This is a genomic window from Streptomyces sp. NPDC090442 (assembly GCF_044769405.1).
Lineage (GTDB): Bacteria > Actinomycetota > Actinomycetes > Streptomycetales > Streptomycetaceae > Streptomyces.
On sequence record NZ_JBIVXW010000011.1, the window covers coordinates 14,782 to 33,502 of the forward strand.

Annotated in this window: 16 protein-coding genes; 4 read left to right on the plus strand and 12 right to left on the minus strand. The window is 73.2% G+C overall.

All coding sequences use genetic code 11. The features are described from left to right. The first annotated feature begins 163 nt into the window (after positions 1 to 163). Complete coding sequence (locus tag ACIQU6_RS10530; RefSeq protein ID WP_403481248.1) at positions 164 to 2,788, plus strand: SCO5717 family growth-regulating ATPase; 2,625 nt, start codon at positions 164 to 166, stop codon at positions 2,786 to 2,788. 89 nt (positions 2,789 to 2,877) lie between these two features. On the opposite strand, the gene ACIQU6_RS10535 is transcribed toward ACIQU6_RS10530, so the two are convergent. From ACIQU6_RS10535 to rimP, 9 genes are all read right to left on the minus strand, one after another. Further along, the gene (locus ACIQU6_RS10535) at positions 2,878 to 3,831 is read right to left on the minus strand and encodes a bifunctional riboflavin kinase/FAD synthetase (RefSeq protein WP_403481249.1); all 954 of its coding nucleotides are present in this window, start codon (positions 3,829 to 3,831) and stop codon (positions 2,878 to 2,880) included. Between the two features lie 61 nt (positions 3,832 to 3,892). Further along, positions 3,893 to 4,885 (minus strand): hypothetical protein, encoded by a 993-nt coding sequence (locus ACIQU6_RS10540; protein ID WP_403481250.1) that lies wholly within the window; start codon positions 4,883 to 4,885, stop codon positions 3,893 to 3,895. A 249-nt stretch (positions 4,886 to 5,134) separates the two neighbouring features. After that, complete coding sequence (truB, locus tag ACIQU6_RS10545) at positions 5,135 to 6,061, minus strand: tRNA pseudouridine(55) synthase TruB (RefSeq protein ID WP_403481251.1); 927 nt, start codon at positions 6,059 to 6,061, stop codon at positions 5,135 to 5,137. Beyond that, a complete protein-coding gene (gene rbfA, locus ACIQU6_RS10550) occupies positions 6,058 to 6,513 on the minus strand; it encodes a 30S ribosome-binding factor RbfA (RefSeq protein ID WP_274912932.1) in 456 nt (151 codons plus the stop codon). The genes truB and rbfA overlap by 4 nt, the downstream gene beginning before the upstream one ends. A gap of 66 nt (positions 6,514 to 6,579) precedes the next feature. Further along, positions 6,580 to 6,873, minus strand: a complete 294-nt coding sequence (locus tag ACIQU6_RS10555) for a DUF503 domain-containing protein (RefSeq protein WP_030071556.1) — start codon at positions 6,871 to 6,873, stop codon at positions 6,580 to 6,582. Positions 6,874 to 7,069: 196 nt separating this feature from the next. Beyond that, positions 7,070 to 10,147 carry a translation initiation factor IF-2 gene (gene infB, locus ACIQU6_RS10560; protein WP_403481252.1) on the minus strand — a complete coding sequence of 1,026 codons (3,078 nt, stop codon included), beginning with the start codon at positions 10,145 to 10,147 and terminating at the stop codon, positions 7,070 to 7,072. A gap of 179 nt (positions 10,148 to 10,326) precedes the next feature. Then, positions 10,327 to 10,605, minus strand: coding sequence for a YlxR family protein (locus tag ACIQU6_RS10565; RefSeq protein ID WP_383416697.1), 279 nt, complete (start codon positions 10,603 to 10,605; stop codon positions 10,327 to 10,329). A 133-nt stretch (positions 10,606 to 10,738) separates the two neighbouring features. Then, positions 10,739 to 11,734, minus strand: a complete 996-nt coding sequence (nusA, locus tag ACIQU6_RS10570; protein WP_403481253.1) for a transcription termination factor NusA — start codon at positions 11,732 to 11,734, stop codon at positions 10,739 to 10,741. Between the two features lie 2 nt (positions 11,735 to 11,736). Then, positions 11,737 to 12,300 (minus strand): ribosome maturation factor RimP, encoded by a 564-nt coding sequence (gene rimP, locus ACIQU6_RS10575; RefSeq protein ID WP_403481254.1) that lies wholly within the window; start codon positions 12,298 to 12,300, stop codon positions 11,737 to 11,739. A 160-nt stretch (positions 12,301 to 12,460) separates the two neighbouring features. Here rimP and ACIQU6_RS10580 point away from each other — a divergent pair, with 160 nt between their 5' ends. From ACIQU6_RS10580 to ACIQU6_RS10590, 3 genes are all read left to right on the plus strand, one after another. Beyond that, positions 12,461 to 12,949: a hypothetical protein gene (locus ACIQU6_RS10580; RefSeq protein WP_403481255.1), complete on the plus strand. Its 489-nt coding sequence runs from the start codon at positions 12,461 to 12,463 to the stop codon at positions 12,947 to 12,949. Positions 12,950 to 13,221: 272 nt separating this feature from the next. After that, positions 13,222 to 13,716 carry a ferritin-like domain-containing protein gene (locus tag ACIQU6_RS10585; RefSeq protein ID WP_403481256.1) on the plus strand — a complete coding sequence of 165 codons (495 nt, stop codon included), beginning with the start codon at positions 13,222 to 13,224 and terminating at the stop codon, positions 13,714 to 13,716. Between the two features lie 84 nt (positions 13,717 to 13,800). After that, positions 13,801 to 14,709: an aminoglycoside phosphotransferase family protein gene (locus tag ACIQU6_RS10590; protein WP_403481257.1), complete on the plus strand. Its 909-nt coding sequence runs from the start codon at positions 13,801 to 13,803 to the stop codon at positions 14,707 to 14,709. 58 nt (positions 14,710 to 14,767) lie between these two features. On the opposite strand, the gene ACIQU6_RS10595 is transcribed toward ACIQU6_RS10590, so the two are convergent. The 3 genes from ACIQU6_RS10595 to ACIQU6_RS10605 form a co-directional block, all read right to left on the minus strand. Further along, positions 14,768 to 16,471, minus strand: coding sequence for a proline--tRNA ligase (locus ACIQU6_RS10595; RefSeq protein WP_403481258.1), 1,704 nt, complete (start codon positions 16,469 to 16,471; stop codon positions 14,768 to 14,770). 292 nt (positions 16,472 to 16,763) lie between these two features. Further along, the gene (locus tag ACIQU6_RS10600; protein WP_403481259.1) at positions 16,764 to 17,300 is read right to left on the minus strand and encodes a GNAT family N-acetyltransferase; all 537 of its coding nucleotides are present in this window, start codon (positions 17,298 to 17,300) and stop codon (positions 16,764 to 16,766) included. A 24-nt stretch (positions 17,301 to 17,324) separates the two neighbouring features. Next, complete coding sequence (locus tag ACIQU6_RS10605; protein ID WP_403481260.1) at positions 17,325 to 18,170, minus strand: GNAT family N-acetyltransferase; 846 nt, start codon at positions 18,168 to 18,170, stop codon at positions 17,325 to 17,327. Positions 18,171 to 18,721: the final 551 nt, after the last annotated feature.

Consider the following 18,721-nt stretch of genomic DNA (forward strand, 5'->3'; position numbering starts at 1 on the left):
GCACATCACCTCGGCAGTGCACGACGGCAGTCGATACGGGGATGGAGAGTTGAGCAGTGGTGGCGCAACCCCGGGTGGCGTGCTCCGACTTCCGTGATATCCGATCGATCCGCCTGTATCCGGTCCTGCCGTTCAGGTGCGTTGCAGTAGACCAGGAGGCACAGTGAAGGACCAGGAGGCTTTCCGCCCGGACGGGAACGATCCTGACGACGACCAGTCCGAGTTCGACCTGACCGGCGAGTTCAAGATCGATTTCGCGGCTCCGGCCTGGTACGGCAGCAACGACACCAGCGGCGGCGCGGGCGGTGCGGCCCCCTCCGGGGCGCCGGCCGCCGGCGCCCCGACCGCGGGCCCGCCGCCGACCGGCCAACCGTTGTCCGGCCCCGCGCAGGGCGGCCCCGGCGTCCCGCAGCAGGGCGCACCCGGCCCGGCCGCGGCCCCCGGTTTCCCGACGCTGCGCCCGCAGGACGGGACCAACGCCGGCGCCCCGGCTGACGGGTCGACGCCCCCCAGTGCCTCCGGGACCGTCCCGACCACGGACTCCGACGAGAGCGGCAACATCCGTTCCGGCAACGGCCCGGACCCCTCCGCCGACCTCTGGGGCGACGACGATGACGCGGAGCCGGCGCCCGAGCCGCAGTCCGCCGCGGCGCCGCAGCCGGAGGCCGCGCCCGCCATCCCCGCGGACGGCTCCACAGGCCCCGCTGGACAGCCCGCGCCGGCTCCGGGGCCGGAGACCTCCGCCCCGTCCGCCGCGGCACCCACACCGCCCGCACAGCCCGTCCAGGGCCAGCCGCCGCAGGCCCAACAGCCCGCCCCGCAGGCGCCGCAGGCCCCGCAGCAGCCCAACCCCCAGGCACCGCAGCCCCAGCAGCCGCAGCAGGGCACGCCCCCGCAGGGCACCCCCGCCCAGGGTGTGCCGCAACAGGGCGTCGCCCCCCAGGGGATGCCTCCGCAGCAGGGGGCGCCGCAGGGCATGCCGCCGCAGGGCGCGCCCTGGGCCGGCGCCGAGGGCCAGCAGCCGGGCGTGCCCGCCCAGGGCGCCCCCGCGCAGGGTGGACTGCCGCCGCTGCCGCCGGAGTTCCAGCCCGCCGACCCGAGGATGGCGCAGCAGCAGGCCGGTCAGCAGCCGCCGGCCGCCCCGCAGCAGCAGACCCACCCGCAGGCCCAGCCGCAGCAGGGCTACCCCCAGCAGCATCCGCAGCACCCCCAGCAGCACGGCTACCCGCAGCAGCCCCAACAGCCCCAGCAACAGAGCGGATACGGCTACCCGCAGCCCGCCTACGGCTATCCCCAACAGGCCCAACAGCAGCCCCAGCAGGCCCCGCAGCAGCCCAACCCCCAGGCGCCGCAGCCCGCTTACGGCTACCCGCAGCAGGGCTACCCCCAACAGCAGCCCCAGCCGGGGCAGCACCCCCAGCAGCAGGGCTACCCCCAACAGGCCCAGCAGGCCCAGCAGGCCCAGCCGGGGCAGCAACAGCAGCTTCCGGGCCAGCAGTTCGGCGACCCTAACGCCGCGGCCAACTACGCCCAGTACTCCCAGCCGGGCCAGCAGCAGCCGCAGCGAGCCACCCCCGGCGCCCCGCTCGGCTACAGCGCCGCCGTCGAGCTGACCTCCGACCGCCTGCTGCGCAACCAGCCCAAGAAGCGCAAGCCGGGCGCCAACGCCCAGCCGTCCAAGTTCAAGCTGGGCGCGAAGAAGGAGATGGAGGAGCGGCAGCGCAAGCTGGAGCTGATCCGCACGCCGGTGCTCTCCTGCTACCGGATCGCGGTCATCAGCCTCAAGGGCGGCGTCGGCAAGACCACGACCACCACCGCGCTCGGCGCCACCCTCGCCTCCGAACGCCAGGACAAGATCCTGGCGATCGACGCCAACCCGGACGCCGGCACCCTCGGCCGCCGGGTCCGCCGCGAGACCGGCGCCACCATCCGTGACCTCGTGCAGGCCATCCCGCACCTGCACAGCTACATGGACATCCGCCGGTTCACCTCGCAGGCCCCCTCGGGCCTGGAGATCCTCGCCAACGACGTCGACCCGGCCGTCTCGACGACCTTCAACGACGAGGACTACCGCCGCGCGATCGACATCCTCGGCAAGCAGTACCCGGTCATCCTCACCGACTCGGGCACCGGCCTCCTCTACAGCGCGATGCGCGGAGTCCTGGACCTCGCCGACCAGTTGATCATCATCTCCACCCCGTCCGTGGACGGTGCGAGCAGCGCCAGCACCACCCTGGACTGGCTCTCCGCGCACGGCTACGCCGACTTGGTGCAGCGCGGCATCACGGTCATCTCCGGGGTCCGCGAGACCGGCAAGATGATCAAGATCGAGGACATCGTGTCGCACTTCGAGACCCGCTGCCGCGGCGTCGTCGTGGTGCCCTTCGACGAGCACCTCGCCGCCGGCGCCGAGGTCGACCTCGACATGATGCGGCCCAAGACCCGCGAGGCGTACTTCAACCTCTCCGCCCTGGTCGCCGAGGACTTCGCGCGCCAGCAGCAGGCCCAGGGGATGTACGCGCAGGCGCAGATGGGCCAGCAGCAGCCGATGGCCGGCGACCCGTACGCGCAGCAGCAGGACCCGTACGCCCAGCAGCAGTACGCCCAGCAGGCCCAGCAGCAGCCCCCGCAGCAGGGTCAGCCGCCGGTCGGCTACCCGCCGCAGCAGGGCGGTTGGCAACAGCCGCCGCAGGCCCAGCCGCCCGCCGGCTGGCAGCAGCAACAGCCCGCCCCGGACGCGCCGTTGCCGGAGCAGGGCGGCTGGACGCAGCAGCCGCCCCCACAGTAGGCGGGTGCGAACGAAGGGGCGGGGCCCGGCAGTTGATGCCGGGCCCCGCCCCTTCGTTCGCGTCGGTCGCCCGCAGCGGGCGGGAGGCGCTACGCCAGCCCCGACTCCGCGATCAGCCCGCGGGCCTGCTTCACGTCCACCGCCATCCGCTCCAGCAGTGCGTCCAGCGTGTCGAACTTCTCCTGGCCGCGGATGTAGGCGAGGAAGTCCACCGCGACGTGCAGCCCGTACAGATCGAGCCCGACCCGGTCGATGGCGTACGCCTCGACCGTGCGCACCTTGCCGTCGAACTGCGGGTTGGTGCCGACCGAGACGGCCGCCGGCATCGCCTCGCCCTCGACGTGCAGCAGCCCCGCGTAGACGCCGTCGGCCGGGATCGCGGTGTGCGGCAGGGTCTCCACGTTGGCCGTGGGGAAGCCCAGTTCGCGGCCGCGCTGCGCCCCGCGGACGACCACGCCCTCGACCCGGTGCGGACGCCCCAGGACCTCCCGCGCGCCCGCCACGTCGCCCTCGGCGACCAGCCGGCGCACCAGCGTGGACGAGAACGGCACGCCGCCGCCCGCGCTGCCGCGCTCGACGAGGTCGATGACCTCCACCGTGTAGTCGTAGGTCCGGCCCAACTCGGCGAGGATCTCGACGGTGCCCTTCGCCTTGTGCCCGAAGCGGAAGTTCGGGCCCTCCACGACGAGTTGCGCGTGCAACTTGTCGACCAGCACCTTCACCACGAAGTCGGCGGGCGCCAGTTGGGAGAACTCCTTGGTGAACGGCAGCACCAGTACCGCGTCCACGCCCAGCCCGGCCATCAGCTCGGCCCGCCGGTGGTGCGGCGCCAGCAGCGGCGGATGGGTGCCGGGGCGGACCACCTCACTCGGGTGCGGGTCGAAGGTGACGACCACGGCCGGAATGCCCAGCTCTCGGGCGCGGGCCACCGCCCGCCCGATGATCAGTTGGTGGCCGCGGTGCACTCCGTCGTACGAGCCGATGGTGACGACGCTGCGTCCCCAACCCTCGGGGATGTCCTCCAAGCCACGCCAGCGCTGCACTCTGCCCGCTCCTCGCCCGAACTGTTGTCCGTCCACTGCGCCACTTCGGCATGGCGCAGGTCTAAGACTGCCATGCCGTGCGCGCGGCTTCGCGCGAAGGGTGGCCTGGCCGCTGTTGCATCGGCCACCCCGCGGCGCGGTCCGGACCCCCTCCGCCGCGCGCGGCGCTCCCCACCGGCTCGGGCAGCGGCGGTCGGCCCCACCACGAAGGGCCGCCGCCCCGCCGCGCCTCGACCCGCCGCACCGCCGCCGGCTCGTCCTCGGCGAGCGCGTCCAGCAGCTCCGCGGCACGGGGGTGCGCGGTGCCGGCCAGCGTCTCGACGAGGGCGTCCAGGGCCCGGGTGCGGTGGGTGTGCAGCAGCGCCTGCGCGGCGTCCGCGACGGTGATCACGCGCGGCGCCCCGGGGGCCGCCCGCAGCGGCCGGATGTCGTCGAACCAACCGCACAGCAGCGGTTGGATCCGCTCGGGGTCGGCCTTGAGCAGTTCGGCCGCGAGGTCCAGGAAGCGGGCGGGGGGAAGCTCCGGACCCCCGGGGCGGAACGCTTCTGCGCCCGCCGGACACGAGGCCCCGCCCGGCCCGAGGGGCCACTCCCGCACGTCCACCCACTCGTCGACGGCCCCGGCGTCGGCGGCGTGCACCCGGACCCGCGGCGGCCGGGCGAAGGACCGCGACGCCCCGGCCGACCGGGCCGCGCGCGGCCCGTCCGCCGGCAGCAGCCGGCGCAGCAGCGCCATCCGGTCCCCCGCCGCCAGCGCCAGGCACCGCCAGAACACCGGCCCGAAGGCCGCCAGCCCGGTGGCCGCGAAGCCCCCCGCCGCGGTCGACCGCTCGGTGATCCGGTCGGCGAGCAGCCGCAGCACGCCCAGATACGGGGTGGCGTCCGGCACCCCCAGCAGCACGCCGCTCAACCGACCGGCGGCCCCGCCCCCGGAGCCCGCCCCGGGAGCCGTCGCCGCCCACACCAACTCCCGCCACTCCGCGCCGAGTTGGTCGTCCCCACCGGTCTCGCCCGCCACCCCGCACGCCGGGCCGTCAACGTCCAGCACCACCATCGAGATCCTCCCCACCGGTCACTGTCCGTGCTCAACGGCGACGACGGTAGACAGACAGTGATCGCCGCGACAGGGTGATCGGCAAACGCGCCCCCGTCCACGCCGGTGATTCACTCCGAGCGCCTGCTCGGTGGGGTGAATCACCGGTGTGTGTTGGACAGAGAGTCGAGGAGGGGGATGGTGGAGCGCGGGCCGAGGGTTCACATCCCGTCCACGCGGCCCGCGTTCCACCACCTCAGCCGGGCGTCCCTAGGCGAAGACCGCCAGGCTCTTGGCCCGCCCGCCCTGGTTCTCCACCAGCGCCAGGAACGTCCCGTCCGGCCCGAAGGCCGCCACGGGACCGTCGCCCTCGAAGGAGGGCATCGGAATCCGCGCCCCGTTGAGCAGTTGCCGGCTCTGCGCCTCGGCGACGTCCCAGCGGGTGAACGCCGCGGCCGCGGCCTCCCCCAGCGGCATGATCGGCACCCCGCCGCCCTCCGGGTCGTCCACGGCCGCCTGGAGCTCCTCCAGCGTCCGCGCCCGGTCCAGCTTGTACGGGCCGACCCGGGTCCGGCGCAGCGCCGTCAGATGGCCGCCGACGCCGAGCCCGGCGCCCAGGTCGCGGGCGAGGGCCCGGATGTAGGTGCCCGAGGAGCAGACGACGGAGACCAGCAGATCGGTCACCGGCGTGCCGTCCTCGGCCTCGGTCTCGTGCACCGAGTGCACCAGGAACGAGGAGACGGTGACCGGCCGGGCCGGGATCTCCACGTCCTCGCCGTCCAGCACGCGCTTGTAGGAGCGCTTGCCGTCGATCTTGATGGCGCTGACCTTGGACGGCACCTGCATGATCGCGCCGCTGAGCTTGGCGACCTCCGCGTCGATGTCCTCGCGGGCCAGGCCGTGCGCCGCCTTGGAGCCGGTGAGCTCGCCCTCGGCGTCGTCGGTGACCGTGGTCTGGCCCAGCCGGACCGTGCCGACGTACTCCTTCTCCGTCAGCGCGAGGTGCCCCAGCAGCTTGGTCGCCCGCTCCAGGCCGAGGACCAGCACCCCGGTCGCCATCGGGTCCAACGTGCCGGCGTGCCCGACCCGGCGAGTGCGGGCCATCCCGCGCATCTTCGCCACGACGTCGTGCGAAGTGAAGCCGGACGGCTTGTCGACGATGACAAGACCGCCCGGCTTGTTGCTCTGCCGCTTCATTCTGCCGCTGCGCCCTCGTCGTCCTCGTCCTCGCCCGGCTTGCGGTACGGGTCCGCCTCACCGGCGTACGCGGCGCCCGAGGACGCCTCGCGCACCTTGGCGTCCGAGGCCCGCGCCCGGTCGAGCAGGTCCTCGATCGTCTTGGCGTTCTCCGGCAGCGCGTCCGCGACGAAGGTCAGCGTCGGCGTGAACTTGGTGCCGGCCGCGGCACCCACCGCGGAACGGAGCACGCCCTTGGCGCTCTCCAACCCGGCGGCGGCGCTGGCCCGGTCCTCGTCGTCGCCGTAGACCGTGTAGAAGACCGTCGCCTCCCGCAGGTCGCCGGTGACCCGGGTGTCGGTGATGGTCACGTGCGTGCCGAGCCGCGGGTCCTTGATACCGCGCTGCAGCTTCTGGGCGACCACCTCCCGGATGAGGTCCGCCAGCTTCTTCGCCCGCGCATTGTCGGCCACTGGTCCGTCTCCTTCTTCTTCCACAATTGTGCTTCCACCGACGATGACCTGCCCGATCGCGCGGGTTCAGTCATCGTCGCCGTGCAGCCGCCGGCGTACGGACAGCAGCTCCACTTCGGGCCGTGCGGCGACCAGGCGCTCGCAGCGGTCCATGACGTCGGTCAGGTGTCCGGCGTCCCCGGACACCACCGCCAGGCCGATGGTGGCCCTGCGGTACAGGTCCTGGTCCCCCACCTCGGCGACGCTCACCGCGAATTTGCGGTGCAGCTCGGCGACGATCGGGCGGACGACGGAGCGCTTCTCCTTCAGCGACCGTACGTCGCCGAGAAGCAGGTCGAAGGACAGTGTCCCCACGTACATGCAAGACGGGTAAAGCCACCCGCGGGGCCTTGGAGGGCACGGCTCCGGCGCACGCCGGAGCCGTACGTGTCATGCGAAACCGTACACGGAACGGCCGGGGCCGATCGACGGAGATTCCCGCCGACCGGCCCCGGTCCGCCCGCCGCACGACCACCGGGAACGGTGGCCGGGCGACGGACGGAAAGTCACCCGCGCGTCAGGCGCGCGGCTTCTCCCGCATCTCGTAGGTCGCGATGACGTCGTCGACCTTGATGTCGTTGAAGTTGCCGAGGTTGATACCGCCCTCGAACCCTTCGCGGATCTCGGTGACGTCGTCCTTGAAGCGACGCAGGCCGTCGATGTTGAGGTTCTCCGCGATGACCTTGCCGTCGCGGACCAGGCGGGCCTTGGTGTTCCGCCGGACCTCGCCGGAGCGGATGAGAACACCCGCGATGTTGCCCAGCTTGGACGACTTGAAGACCTCGCGGATCTCCGCCGTACCGAGCTCGACCTCCTCGTACTCCGGCTTGAGCATGCCCTTGAGGGCCGCCTCGATCTCCTCGATCGCCTGGTAGATGACCGAGTAGTACCGGACGTCGACGCCCTCGCGCTCGGCCATCTGCGTCGCGCGGCCCTCGGCCCGGACGTTGAAGCCGATGACGATCGCGTCGGAGCCGGACGCCAGGTTGATGTCGGACTCCGTGACCGCACCGACGCCGCGGTGCAGCACCCGGATGTCGACCTCTTCGCCGACGTCGAGCTGGAGCAGCGACGACTCCAGGGCCTCGACCGAACCGGACGCGTCGCCCTTGATGATGAGGTTGAGCTGCTGGACCTCGCCGGCCTTGAGCACCTTGTCCAGGTCCTCCAGGGACACCCGACGCGTGCGCTTGGCGAAGGCCGCGTTGCGCTCGCGCGCCGCGCGCTTCTCGGCGATCTGACGGGCCGTGCGGTCCTCGTCGACGACCAGGAAGTTGTCGCCGGCGCCCGGGACGTTGGTCAGACCCAGGACCAGGACGGGGGTCGACGGACCCGCTTCCTCGACGTGGTTGCCCTTGTCGTCGAGCATCGCGCGGACCCGGCCGTAGGCGTCGCCGACGACCATCGTCTCGCCGACGCGGAGGGTACCGCGCTGGACGAGGACGGTGGCCACGGCACCGCGGCCGCGGTCGAGGTGGGCCTCGATCGCGATGCCCTGGGCGTCCTGGTCGGGGTTGGCCCGCAGGTCGAGGGCGGCGTCCGCGGTGAGGACGACGGCCTCGAGGAGCTGCTCGATGTTGGTGCCCTGGCGCGCGGAGATATCGACGAACATGGTGTCGCCGCCGTACTCCTCGGCCACCAGGCCGTACTCGGTGAGCTGACCGCGCACCTTGGTCGGGTCGGCACCCTCGACGTCGATCTTGTTGACCGCGACCACGATCGGCACGTCGGCCGCCTTGGCGTGGTTCAGCGCCTCGATCGTCTGCGGCATCACGCCGTCGTTGGCCGCCACCACGAGGATCGCGATGTCGGTCGACTTGGCACCACGGGCACGCATGGCGGTGAACGCCTCGTGACCCGGGGTGTCGATGAAGGTGATGCGACGCTCTTCGTCGTTGACCTCGGTCGCGACCTGGTAGGCACCGATGTGCTGGGTGATGCCACCGGCCTCGCCCGCGACCACGTTGGTCTTGCGGATCGCGTCCAGCAGGCGGGTCTTACCGTGGTCGACGTGACCCATGACGGTCACCACCGGCGGACGGGCCGCCAGCATCTCCTCGCCGCCCTCGTTCTCACCGAACTCGATGTCGAAGGACTCCAGGAGCTCGCGGTCCTCCTCCTCCGGGCTGACGATCTCGACGATGTAGTTCATCTCGTCGGCGAGGAGCTGGAGCGTCTCGTCGGAGACGGACTGGGTCGCGGTGACCATCTCGCCCAGGTTCAGCATGACCTGGACCAGCGACGCCGGGTTGGCGTTGATCTTCTCCGCGAAGTCGGTCAGCGAGGCACCGCGCGAGAGGCGAACGGTCTGGCCGTTGCCGCGCGGCAGCATGATGCCGCCCACCGACGGGGCCTGCATGGCCTCGTACTCCTGGCGACGCTGCCGCTTCGACTTACGACCGCGACGCGCCGGACCACCGGGACGACCGAACGCACCCTGCGTGCCACCACGGCCACCGGGACCACCCGGACGACCGCCGAAGCCCGGACGGCCGCCGAAGCCGCCGCCACCACCACCGGGGCCGCCGCCACCGGGACGACCGGCGAAACCGCCGCCACCGCCCGGACGACCGCCGCCGCCACCACCGGGACGGCCGGCGAAGCCGCCGCCACCACCGGGACGACCGCCACCGCCACCGGGACGACCGGCGCCACCGGGACGACCGCCGCCGCCGGGGCCCGGACGCGGGCCGGCAGCCGGACGCTGCGGCATCATGCCCGGGTTCGGACGGTTACCGCCGCCGGGACGCGGGCCGGCGCCACCGGCCGCGCCACCCTGCGGGCGCGGCATGGAGCCGGGGGTCGGACGCGGGCCACCCTGGCCCTGCGGACGGGGACCACCCTGGCCGCCGCCCTGCGGACGCGGGCCGGGCTGGCCGGGACGCGGGGCGCCACCGGGCCGCGGGGCCTGCGGACGGGCCATGCCCGTCGAACCACCGGACGTGAAGGGGTTGTTGCCCGGACGCGGACCGGACGGACGGGGTCCGCCGGGACGCTGCCCCTGACCACCGGGACGCGGGGCGCGCTCGCCACGCTGCTGACCCTGGCCGGGGCCGCCCTGACGGCCGCCGGGACGCGGACCCGGGGTGGCACCCGGGCGGGGGCCCGACTGCGCGGCGGGCGCCGGCGACGGCGGGGCCTGGAACTCCGGCTGCGCGGGCGCGGCCGGGCCGGGCTTGGGCGCCGCGGGGCGGGCCGGGGCCGGCCGCGGGCCCGGGGTGGGGCCGGCGGCGGGCTGCTTGGGGGCCGCGGGGGCAGCCGGTGCCGCGGGGGCGGCAGGTGCCTCCGGGGCGGCCGGGGCCGCAGGGCCCGGCTTGGGGGCGCCCGGCTTCGGGGCAGCCGGACGGGCCGCCTGCGCCGGAGAGGGCGCCGACGGCTTCGCGGGGGCCGACTTGCGCGGCGCCGCGGGCTTGCCGGCGGAACGGCCGCCGCCGCTGCCCGCCTGGAAAGCGTCGGTCAGCTTGCGAACAACCGGCGCCTCGATCGTCGAGGACGCCGAACGGACGAATTCACCAAGTTCTTGGAGCTTGGCCATGACGACCTTGCTCTCAACGCCGAACTCCTTGGCGAGTTCGTAAACCCGGACCTTAGCCACTTCGCTCCTTCTAGGTCCGGGGTGTCCACCGGACCGTCGCTACTTCATGGGCGTACTCATCGCGTACTCATCGAGTGCTCATCGCAATCTCGACCTACTTCCGACTCGCGAGGTACCTGACCGCACGGTTTTCCGTGCGCTGTGCATTTCCTGCTGTGCCTTATTGCCATCGCGGCTGCTCAACGCGCGCCCCCTTCGATGAACCGGCGCAACTCCGCCGTCTCGAACGGGCCACGGCCCCGGTAGGCCCGGGGGAACGCCCGGCGGCGAACCGCCAGGTCGAGGCAGACCAGTGTCCGGTGCACATAAGCACCCCGGCCGGGCAGCGTACCGCGAGGATCGGGGACGCACTCGCCCTCGATCACCACGATGCGCAGCAAATCGCCCTTGGCCGCTCGCTCCCGGCACCCCAGACAAGTGCGCTCAGGGCATGCGCGGGCATGCGTCCGGCCAGACACTGCTTAAGTCTACCTCCCCACGGCGACTCCACCCCGATGGGGTAAAGCCCGATCCCTGCTCAAGAATTCCCCGCGGGGCGGTGCGGCACCACTCTTTTTCGTCCGCCTCCGCCCCGAGCGCTGCCCGGTGGGCTCAGTCCTGCTGCGCCGCCGTGTGCTCGGTGTCCGGACGGATGTCGATCCGCCAGCCGGTGAGCCGGGCCGCGAGCCGGGCGTTCTGTCCTTCCTTGCCGATGGCCAGCGACAGCTGGTAGTCGGGGACCGTCACCCGCGCCGAGCGCGCGTTCAGGTCCACCACCTCGACCTTGCTGACCCGGGCCGGCGACAGCGCGTTCGCCACCAGCTCGGCCGGGTCGTCGGACCAGTCCACGATGTCGATCTTCTCGCCGTTGAGCTCGGCCATCACGGCCCGCACCCGGCCGCCCATCGGGCCGATGCAGGCGCCCTTGGCGTTCAGCCCCGAACGCGTCGACCGCACCGCGATCTTCGTCCGGTGCCCGGCCTCCCGCGCGATGGCGGCGATCTCCACGGACCCGTCCGCGATCTCCGGCACCTCCATGGCGAACAGCTTCTTCACCAGGTTGGGGTGCGTGCGCGACAGGGTGACCGAGGGGCCGCGGACGCCCTTGACGACGCGGACCACGTACGACCGCAGCCGCGTGCCGTGCGTGTACTCCTCGCCCGGGACCTGCTCCTGCACCGGCAGGATGGCCTCCAGCCGACCGATGTCGACCAGGACGTTCTTGGGGTCCTTGCCCTGCTGGACGACGCCGGTGACGACATCGCCCTCACGCCCGGCGTACTCGCCGAACGTGACCTCCTCCTCGGCGTCCCGCAGCCGCTGCAGGATGACCTGCTTGGCGGTGGTCGCCGCGATCCGCCCGAAGCCGGACGGGGTGTCGTCGAACTCGCGCGGCTCGGCACCCTCCTCCAGGTCCTCCGGGTCCTCCTTCGCCCACACCGTCACGTGCCCGGTGTTGCGGTTCAGCTCCACCCGCGCCCGGCGGCGGCTGCCCTCGGTGCGGTGGTACGCGATGAGGAGGGCCGACTCGATCGCCTCGACCAGCAGGTCGAACGAGATCTCCTTCTCCCGCACCAGACCCCGCAGGGCACTCATGTCGATGTCCACGGCTACGCCTCCTCCTTGTTCTCGTCGATCTTCTCGTCCTGCTGCGTGTTCTTCTCGTCCTGCGAGGCTTCACGCTTCGCAGGACGCGCGGACTTGGGGTTGAACTCCAGCTCGATCCGCGCCTTGGCGATCTCCTCGAACGCGACCCGGCGCTCGGTCGGCTTCCGCCCCTTGACGCCCGGCACCTCAAGATCCAGGCCGGTGTCGTCCATGGCGATGATCCGCGCCACCAGGTCACCGCCCTCGTGGAGGCGGACCTTGATCAGTCGGCCGACGGCGCGGCGGTAGTGCCGCGGCTCGGTCAGCGGCCGGTCGGCGCCCGGCGAGGACACCTCAAGGGTGTACGGGGCGCCGCCCATGGCATCGGTGTCGTCCAGGACCTGCGACGCCTCGCGGCTCAGCTCGGCGCACTCGTCCAACTGGACGCCCTCATCGGAATCGACCACGATCCTCAGCACCCGGCTCTTGCCGGCCGGTGTCACCTCGATCTCTTCCAGATCCAGGTCTCGCGCGGCGACGAGCGGTTCAAGCAGTCCGCGCAGCCTCTCGCTCTGGGTGGTGCTCATCCGGGTGACTCCTCGGCCGCGTGTGCTGTTGTGGGTAGGTCGCGTGTCGGGTCAAAGCCTATCGGTTCCGGCGGGGTACTGACGATTCGGTGGGCGGTCACGGATACCCTCGCCTGCGGTGATCACTACGGAAGACCCCGGGAAGTGCAACGTGCCGAAAGTGGCGCTCACACGCAGAACGACCCTGCTGGCCGGCGCCGCCCTGGGAGGTGCGGCGCTACTCTCCGGGTGCGCCGCCGACGCCGGTCCCGACCCCCGCGCCGCCGAACGCTCCGCGGCCGCCGAACGCCTCCGCAAACGGGCCGCACACGACAGCGCAACGCTCCTCGCCCGCTACGACGCGACACTCTCGGCGTACCCCGCCCTGGCCCCCCGCCTGCGCCCCCTGCGTGCCGAAGTCGCCCGCCACACCGAGGCGTTCACGCCCAAGACCCCCTCCCCCGCGCCGGGCGGCACCCCCCGCGTGCCCACCGACGAACGCGCGGCCCGCACCTCCCTGGCCGACGCGGAACGCACCCTCGCCGACACCCGCACCACGGCCCTGCTCTCCGCGCCCCCCGAACTGGCCCGCCTCCTGGCCTCGGTGGCCGCCGCCGGCGCGGCCCACGCCTACCTCCTGACACAGGAAGGCCAACCCGGTTCGCGTTGACCCGACGACAACAGCCGCACCCGGCACCGCACAGCGGGGAACCCGTTCGCGTAACCGTCCGGCGCCGAGCTGACGGTCGGCCGCGAACGGCGCCGGGTCGGAGGGGATGTCCCGGGCGCACCCGCAGGATCGGGGGCAGACACCCGGGTATTCCTCAACTGACCGGCCAGAGGCGGCCGCACCGAGGACGTGCCCAGGAACCGCCCCTCCGCCCCCACCCACCGCCCGTAGGCGAAGCGACGCCAGCCACCCACCACTGAGGGAGAACCACGATGGCGACGACCACGAGCAACGACGCGCCACGCGAGGAACTGGGCGCGACCCAGGCCGCGTTGGCGGCCGAACACGCCGCCGTGTACGGCTACGGCGTGGTCGGCGGCCGGATCGGAACCGACCGCCGTCCCGAGGCGCAGAGCGCGTACGACGCGCACCGCGCCCGCCGCGACGCCCTGAGCCGCACCGTACGGGACCTCGGCGGAGCCCCCCAGGCGGCGGCCGCCGCCTACGAGTTGCCGTTCCCGGTGCCGGACGCGGCCTCCGCAGCGCGGCTGGCGGCGGAGTTGGAGGACCGGGTGGCGGCCGTCTACGCGGACCTGGTGCGGGCCGCCGACGGCGCGCACCGCAAGGACGCCGCGGCCGCGCTCCGCGAGGCGGCAGTGCGCGCGGTGCGGTGGCGGGGCAGCGGCGTAGCCTTCCCTGGGCTCGTGGAACGGGCCGCGGCCCCCGCCCCGTCGGGCGCCGCGAGCGCCCCCGCCGACGCGCTGTAGGCGCACCGACGCGCCGCGACCGCGACGCCCGACGAACGACCGGCCGCCCCGCGGCCACCTCCCCACGCAAAGGACAGCTCAGGCATGGCAACGGCACCCATCGAACCCCCGCAGAGGCTGCGCAGTGCGCTCGGCGGCGATCAGGAGGGTCCCGTAGCGGCCTGGCTGGCGGCGCTCCCGGCGCTGGTTCAGGAGCGGCTGGAGGCATGGCGGCTGACCTTGGAGCGGGTGCACGCACCGGGCGGCCGCAGCAGCCTGGTGGCGTTGGTGCGGCAGGAGGACGGGACCCCGGCGGCGTTGAAGTTCCCGGTGCCGGGCCGGGCCGCCGCGCAGGAGGCGGCGGCGTTGCGGGTGTGGGACGGCTGGGGCGCGGTGCGACTGCTGCGGGCCGACGAGGCGAGCGGTGCGCTGCTGCTGGAGCGGTTGCAGGGGTCGGTGTCACTGCGGTCGCTGCCGGAGGCCAAGGCGCTGCTGGAGGCGGCCGGCACGGTGCGCCGGCTGTGGGTGGCGCCGCCGCCGGGGCATCCGTTCGCGACGGTGGCGGAGCGGGCCGCGCAGGACGCCGAGCGACTGCCGGCGGCCGCGGCGGCGACCGACGCCGGCCCGTTGGTGGACGAGGCGCTGGAGTTGGGCCGGTCGCTGCCGGCCGGGGGCGCGGAGGAGTACGTCCTCCACGGCGCGTTCCGGCAGGGGAAGGTGCTGGCCGGGGAGCGGGCGCCGTGGCTGACGGTGGGCCCGGCGCCGCTGGTCGGCGAGCGGGCGTACGACCTGGCGCGGCTGGTGCTGGACCGCTTCGAGGACCTGCTGGCCGGTTCGGGGGCGGCCGCGGTGGCACGGCGGCGGGTGGCGAAGCTGGCCGACTCGCTGGAGGTGGACCGGGAGCGGCTGCGCGGCTGGACGCTGTACCGGGCGGTGCGCGCGGGCGTACGGGAGTCGGTGACGGGCGACCGCCGCCGCGGCGAGTCGCTGCTGGAGTTCGCGGCGTACCTGTAACCGGGACGGGAACGGGCCGGCGGGGCGGATGCCCGGCCGGCCCGTTCGCCGCGTGCGGTCAGGCGCTGAGGCGGGCGACGGCCTCGGCGACCGTCAGCTCCTCGCGCTCGCCGGTGCGACGGTCCTTGACCTCGACGATGCCCTCGCCGGCGCGGCGGCCGGCGACGACGATGGTCGGCACGCCGATCAGCTCGGCGTCGGTGAACTTCACGCCGGGCGAGACGCCGGGCCGGTCGTCGACCAGCACCCGCAGCCCGGCGGCGCCGAGCTGCTCGCCGATCTCCAGGGCGAGTTCGGTCTGCTTGGCCTTGCCGGCGGCGACGACGTGGACGTCGGCGGGGGCCACCTCGCGCGGCCAGCACAGGCCCTGCTCGTCGGCGTGCTGCTCGGCGAGCGCGGCGACGGCGCGGGAGACGCCGATGCCGTACGAGCCCATGGTCACCCGGACCGGCTTGCCGTTCTGGCCGAGCACGTCGAGCTGGAAGGCGTCGGCGTACTTGCGGCCGAGCTGGAAGATGTGGCCGATCTCGATGGCACGGTCCAGCTTGAGGCCGGTGCCGCACTTCGGGCAGGGGTCGCCCTCCTGCACCACGACGACGTCGACGTACTCGTCGACCTCGAAGTCACGGCCGGCGACGACGTTCTTGGCGTGCACGCCCTCCTTGTTGGCGCCGGTGATCCAGGAGGTGCCGGGGGCCACCCGCGGGTCGGCGAGGTACTTCACCTTCTCCAGCCCCTGCGGGCCGACGTAGCCGCGGACCAGGTCCGCGCGGCCGACGAAGTCCTCGGCGGTCACCAACTCGACGGCGGCAGGCGCGAAGTGCGCCTCGACCTTGTCCATGTCGACCTCGCGGTCGCCGGGGACGCCCACCGCCACGATCTCGCCGTCGACCTTCACCAGGAGGTTCTTCAGGGTGGCGGAGGCCGGCACGCCGAGGTGCGCGGCGAGCGTCTCGATGGTGGGGGTGTCCGGGGTCGGGACCTCCTCCAGCGCGGGCGCGTCGGCCGCGTCCACCGACTTCAGGACGTAGTTGATCGCCTCGGTGTTGGCGGCGTAGTCGCACTTCGGGCAGTCGGCGAAGGTGTCCTCACCGGCCGCGGCGGGGGCCAGGAACTCCTCGGACTTGGAGCCGCCCATGGCGCCGGCGATGGCGGCGCAGATGCGGTAGTCCAGACCGAGGCGCTCGAAGATCCGCTGGTAGGCGGCGCGGTGCAGGGCGTACGCCTCGTCCAGGCCCTCGTCGGCGGCGTCGAAGGAGTAGGAGTCCTTCATCTGGAACTCGCGGCCGCGCAGGATGCCGGCGCGCGGGCGGGCCTCGTCGCGGTACTTGGTCTGGATCTGGTAGAGGATCACCGGCAGGTCCTTGTAGGACGTGCACTGGTCCTTCACCAGCTGCGTGAAGATCTCCTCGTGGGTGGGGCCGAGGAGGTAGTCACCGCCCCTGCGGTCCTTCAGGCGGAACAGCTCGGCGCCGTACTCCTCCCAGCGGCCGGTGGCCTCGTAGGGCTCCTTGGGCAGCAGGGCGGGCAGCAGGACCTCCTGGCCGCCGATGGCGTCCATCTCCTCGCGCACGATCCGCTCGACGTTGGCGAGGACCTTCTTGCCGAGCGGCAGCCAGGACCAGACACCGGCGGCGGTGCGGCGCACATAGCCGGCGCGCACCAGGAGCTTGTGGCTGAGCACCTCGGCGTCGGCCGGGTCGTCGCGCAGTGTCTTGATCATCAAGCGGGACATGCGCTGGACCTGTGCGGCGTTGGCCATGGGAGTTTCTCCTGCGTAAGAAAGGTGACTCCCTGGAGGTTAGCTGGCGGGGTGTGCCCCACGGAAATGGGTGGCTTCCCACGTTGTTGGCTCTCCCGCCGTGGGGGTTGCCGTGTGCGCCTGCGGCACGGAGCCGCTGCGCGGGCCGTCGGGGTGCGGTGACGGGCTTCCTGGGCCGGTGTCCCGGACTGCTTCGCTTTACGTCCGACACACCACCCCCTCCGGCCCGGCCCCTCCCGTTGGGGTGGGAATTGGGTTGGTGGGGGCTCGCGTTCGTGGGGTGGTGCGCGGGTTACGGGCGTTTCAGGGGGAGAGGTGCGCCCATGACCGCGTAGGGGGTGGGGGCGCTGGGGAAGAGGACGCGGCGGGCGATGTCCTGGTAGCCGAGGGAGCGGTAGAGACCGCGGGCGGGGCTTTCGGCGTCGATCGCGGAGAGGATGCTGCGGGGTTCGGCGGCGCCGTCGGTGATGCGGGTGATCAGGGAGCGGCCGATGCCGTGGCTCTGGTAGGCGGGGTGGACGTGCAGCTCGGTGATGACGAAGGAGTCGTCGAGCCAGTGGTCCAGGCCCTGGCAGCGCAGATAGGGCTCGACGACGGTGGACCACCAGTGGGTGCGGTCGTTGGGCATGCCGTAGACGAAGCCGACGAGGCGGCCGGCGGGGGTGGTGGCGCCGAGGGCGCGGGCGCCGCGGCAGCCGAGGTGGCGCAGCACGATGTGGCGGCGGACGGCGATCTCGTCGTCGGTGAGGCCGAAGGCGAGGGCTTGCACGGCGAGCGCGTCATCCACGCGGGCAGCGAGATCGAGGGGGCCGACCGCGACGTCATCCATGCTCGGAGCGTACAAGGCGAGGGCTCAGAACAGTACGCTCATGAATGCGCCGACCTCCTCGAAGCCGACCCGTCGATAGGCGGCGCGGGCGGCGGCGTTGTAGTCGTTGACGTAGAGGCTGACCACGGGGGCGACGTCGCTGAGGGCGTAGCGGAGCACGGCGGCCATACCGGTCTCGGACAGGCCCCGGCCGCGGTGCGCGGGATCGACCCAGACGCCCTGGATCTGGCAGGCGTGCGGGGTGGCGGCGCCGATCTCGGCCTTGAAGACGACCTTGTCGTCCTCGATACGGGCGAACGAGCGGCCGGCGCCGACGAGTTCGGCGACCCGGGCCTGGTAAAGCAGTCCGCCGTCGCCGGCGAGCGGCGAGATGCCGACCTCCTCGGTGAACATCGCCACGCAGGCCGGCATGATCAGGTCGAGCTCGTCCTTGCGGATCCGTCGGACGCGGGGGTCGGGGGCTACCTCGGCGGACGGGGCGCGGGTGACCATCAGCGGCTGGTGGGCGCGGATCTCGCGGGCCGGGCCCCAGTGGGGTTCCAACAGCGACCAGAGTTCGGCGGTGGGGCCGACGGGGCCGACGATGGAGGAGCAACGGCGGCCCTGGCGGCGGGCGCGTTCGGCGAAGCCGCGGACGGCCTCGGGGGTGGCGCAGACCGGGACGAGGTTGGCGCCGGCGTAGCAGAGGGACTCCAGTCGGCCGCCGACATACCAGCCCCACATCTCCCCGCCGAGCCGCCAGGGGTCGAGGCCGGCGACCTGGACCCGGGCGGCGACGAAGGCGTTGGCGACCGGTTCACGGTCCAGGACCGTGAGGGCCTCGTCGAGCTCTCCCGGTTCGAGGACCTTGATGGTGGTGGTCGTCAGCACGTGTCGGATAAGCCTCACCGTGGGGGCCTGGGAGGCCAGGCGGAGCGGGTCCTGGCACTGTACCTCCACCGGGCCGGACGCACTCGGGCTCCCCGGGACGGACCTGCGAAGACCCCGCGGCGTGGAGTGAGCGGCGGGTGGGGCGGGGGCGCGGGGCGGGGGGATCTGCGCGTGGCTCATGCAGATCGGCACGCGGCTCGTACCGGTGGGCGTGCGGCTCGTACCGGTCGGCACGGGGCTGGCAACCGGGGCAGCGCGGAGCTCGTGGGATCGGCGGCCAGCTCGGGGCTCGTACCGGTCGGCACGGGACTCGGGGGAATCGGCGACCGGCTCGACGGGGGCGACGACCGGCTCGTGCGCGTTGGTGCACGGCTCGCGCGGATCAGTGCGATCAGTGCGCGACCCGTACCGAGCGGTGCGCGGGTGTGTGAGCCGGCGGTCGGTGTACGGGGCCGGCGATCGGTGCTTCGATCCGCTGGGCCGCGGTTCGGTGCGCGGGCCCGTGGGTCAGTGCGCCGGCCGGAGCGGGAATACCGCTCCGGCCGCGCCAC

Excerpts from the sequence above, each read along its gene's own strand:
- ACIQU6_RS10540 (WP_403481250.1), bottom strand. The coding sequence starts at position 4,885 with ATGGTGGTGCTGGACGTTGACGGCCCGGCGTGCGGGGTGGCGGGCGAG.
- truB (WP_403481251.1), bottom strand. The coding sequence starts at position 6,061 with ATGAAGCGGCAGAGCAACAAGCCGGGCGGTCTTGTCATCGTCGACAAG.
- ACIQU6_RS10555 (WP_030071556.1), bottom strand. The coding sequence starts at position 6,873 with ATGTACGTGGGGACACTGTCCTTCGACCTGCTTCTCGGCGACGTACGG.
- rimP (WP_403481254.1), bottom strand. The coding sequence starts at position 12,300 with ATGAGCACCACCCAGAGCGAGAGGCTGCGCGGACTGCTTGAACCGCTC.
- ACIQU6_RS10585 (WP_403481256.1), top strand. The coding sequence starts at position 13,222 with ATGGCGACGACCACGAGCAACGACGCGCCACGCGAGGAACTGGGCGCG.
- ACIQU6_RS10590 (WP_403481257.1), top strand. The coding sequence starts at position 13,801 with ATGGCAACGGCACCCATCGAACCCCCGCAGAGGCTGCGCAGTGCGCTC.
- ACIQU6_RS10595 (WP_403481258.1), bottom strand. The coding sequence starts at position 16,471 with ATGGCCAACGCCGCACAGGTCCAGCGCATGTCCCGCTTGATGATCAAG.
- ACIQU6_RS10600 (WP_403481259.1), bottom strand. The coding sequence starts at position 17,300 with ATGGATGACGTCGCGGTCGGCCCCCTCGATCTCGCTGCCCGCGTGGAT.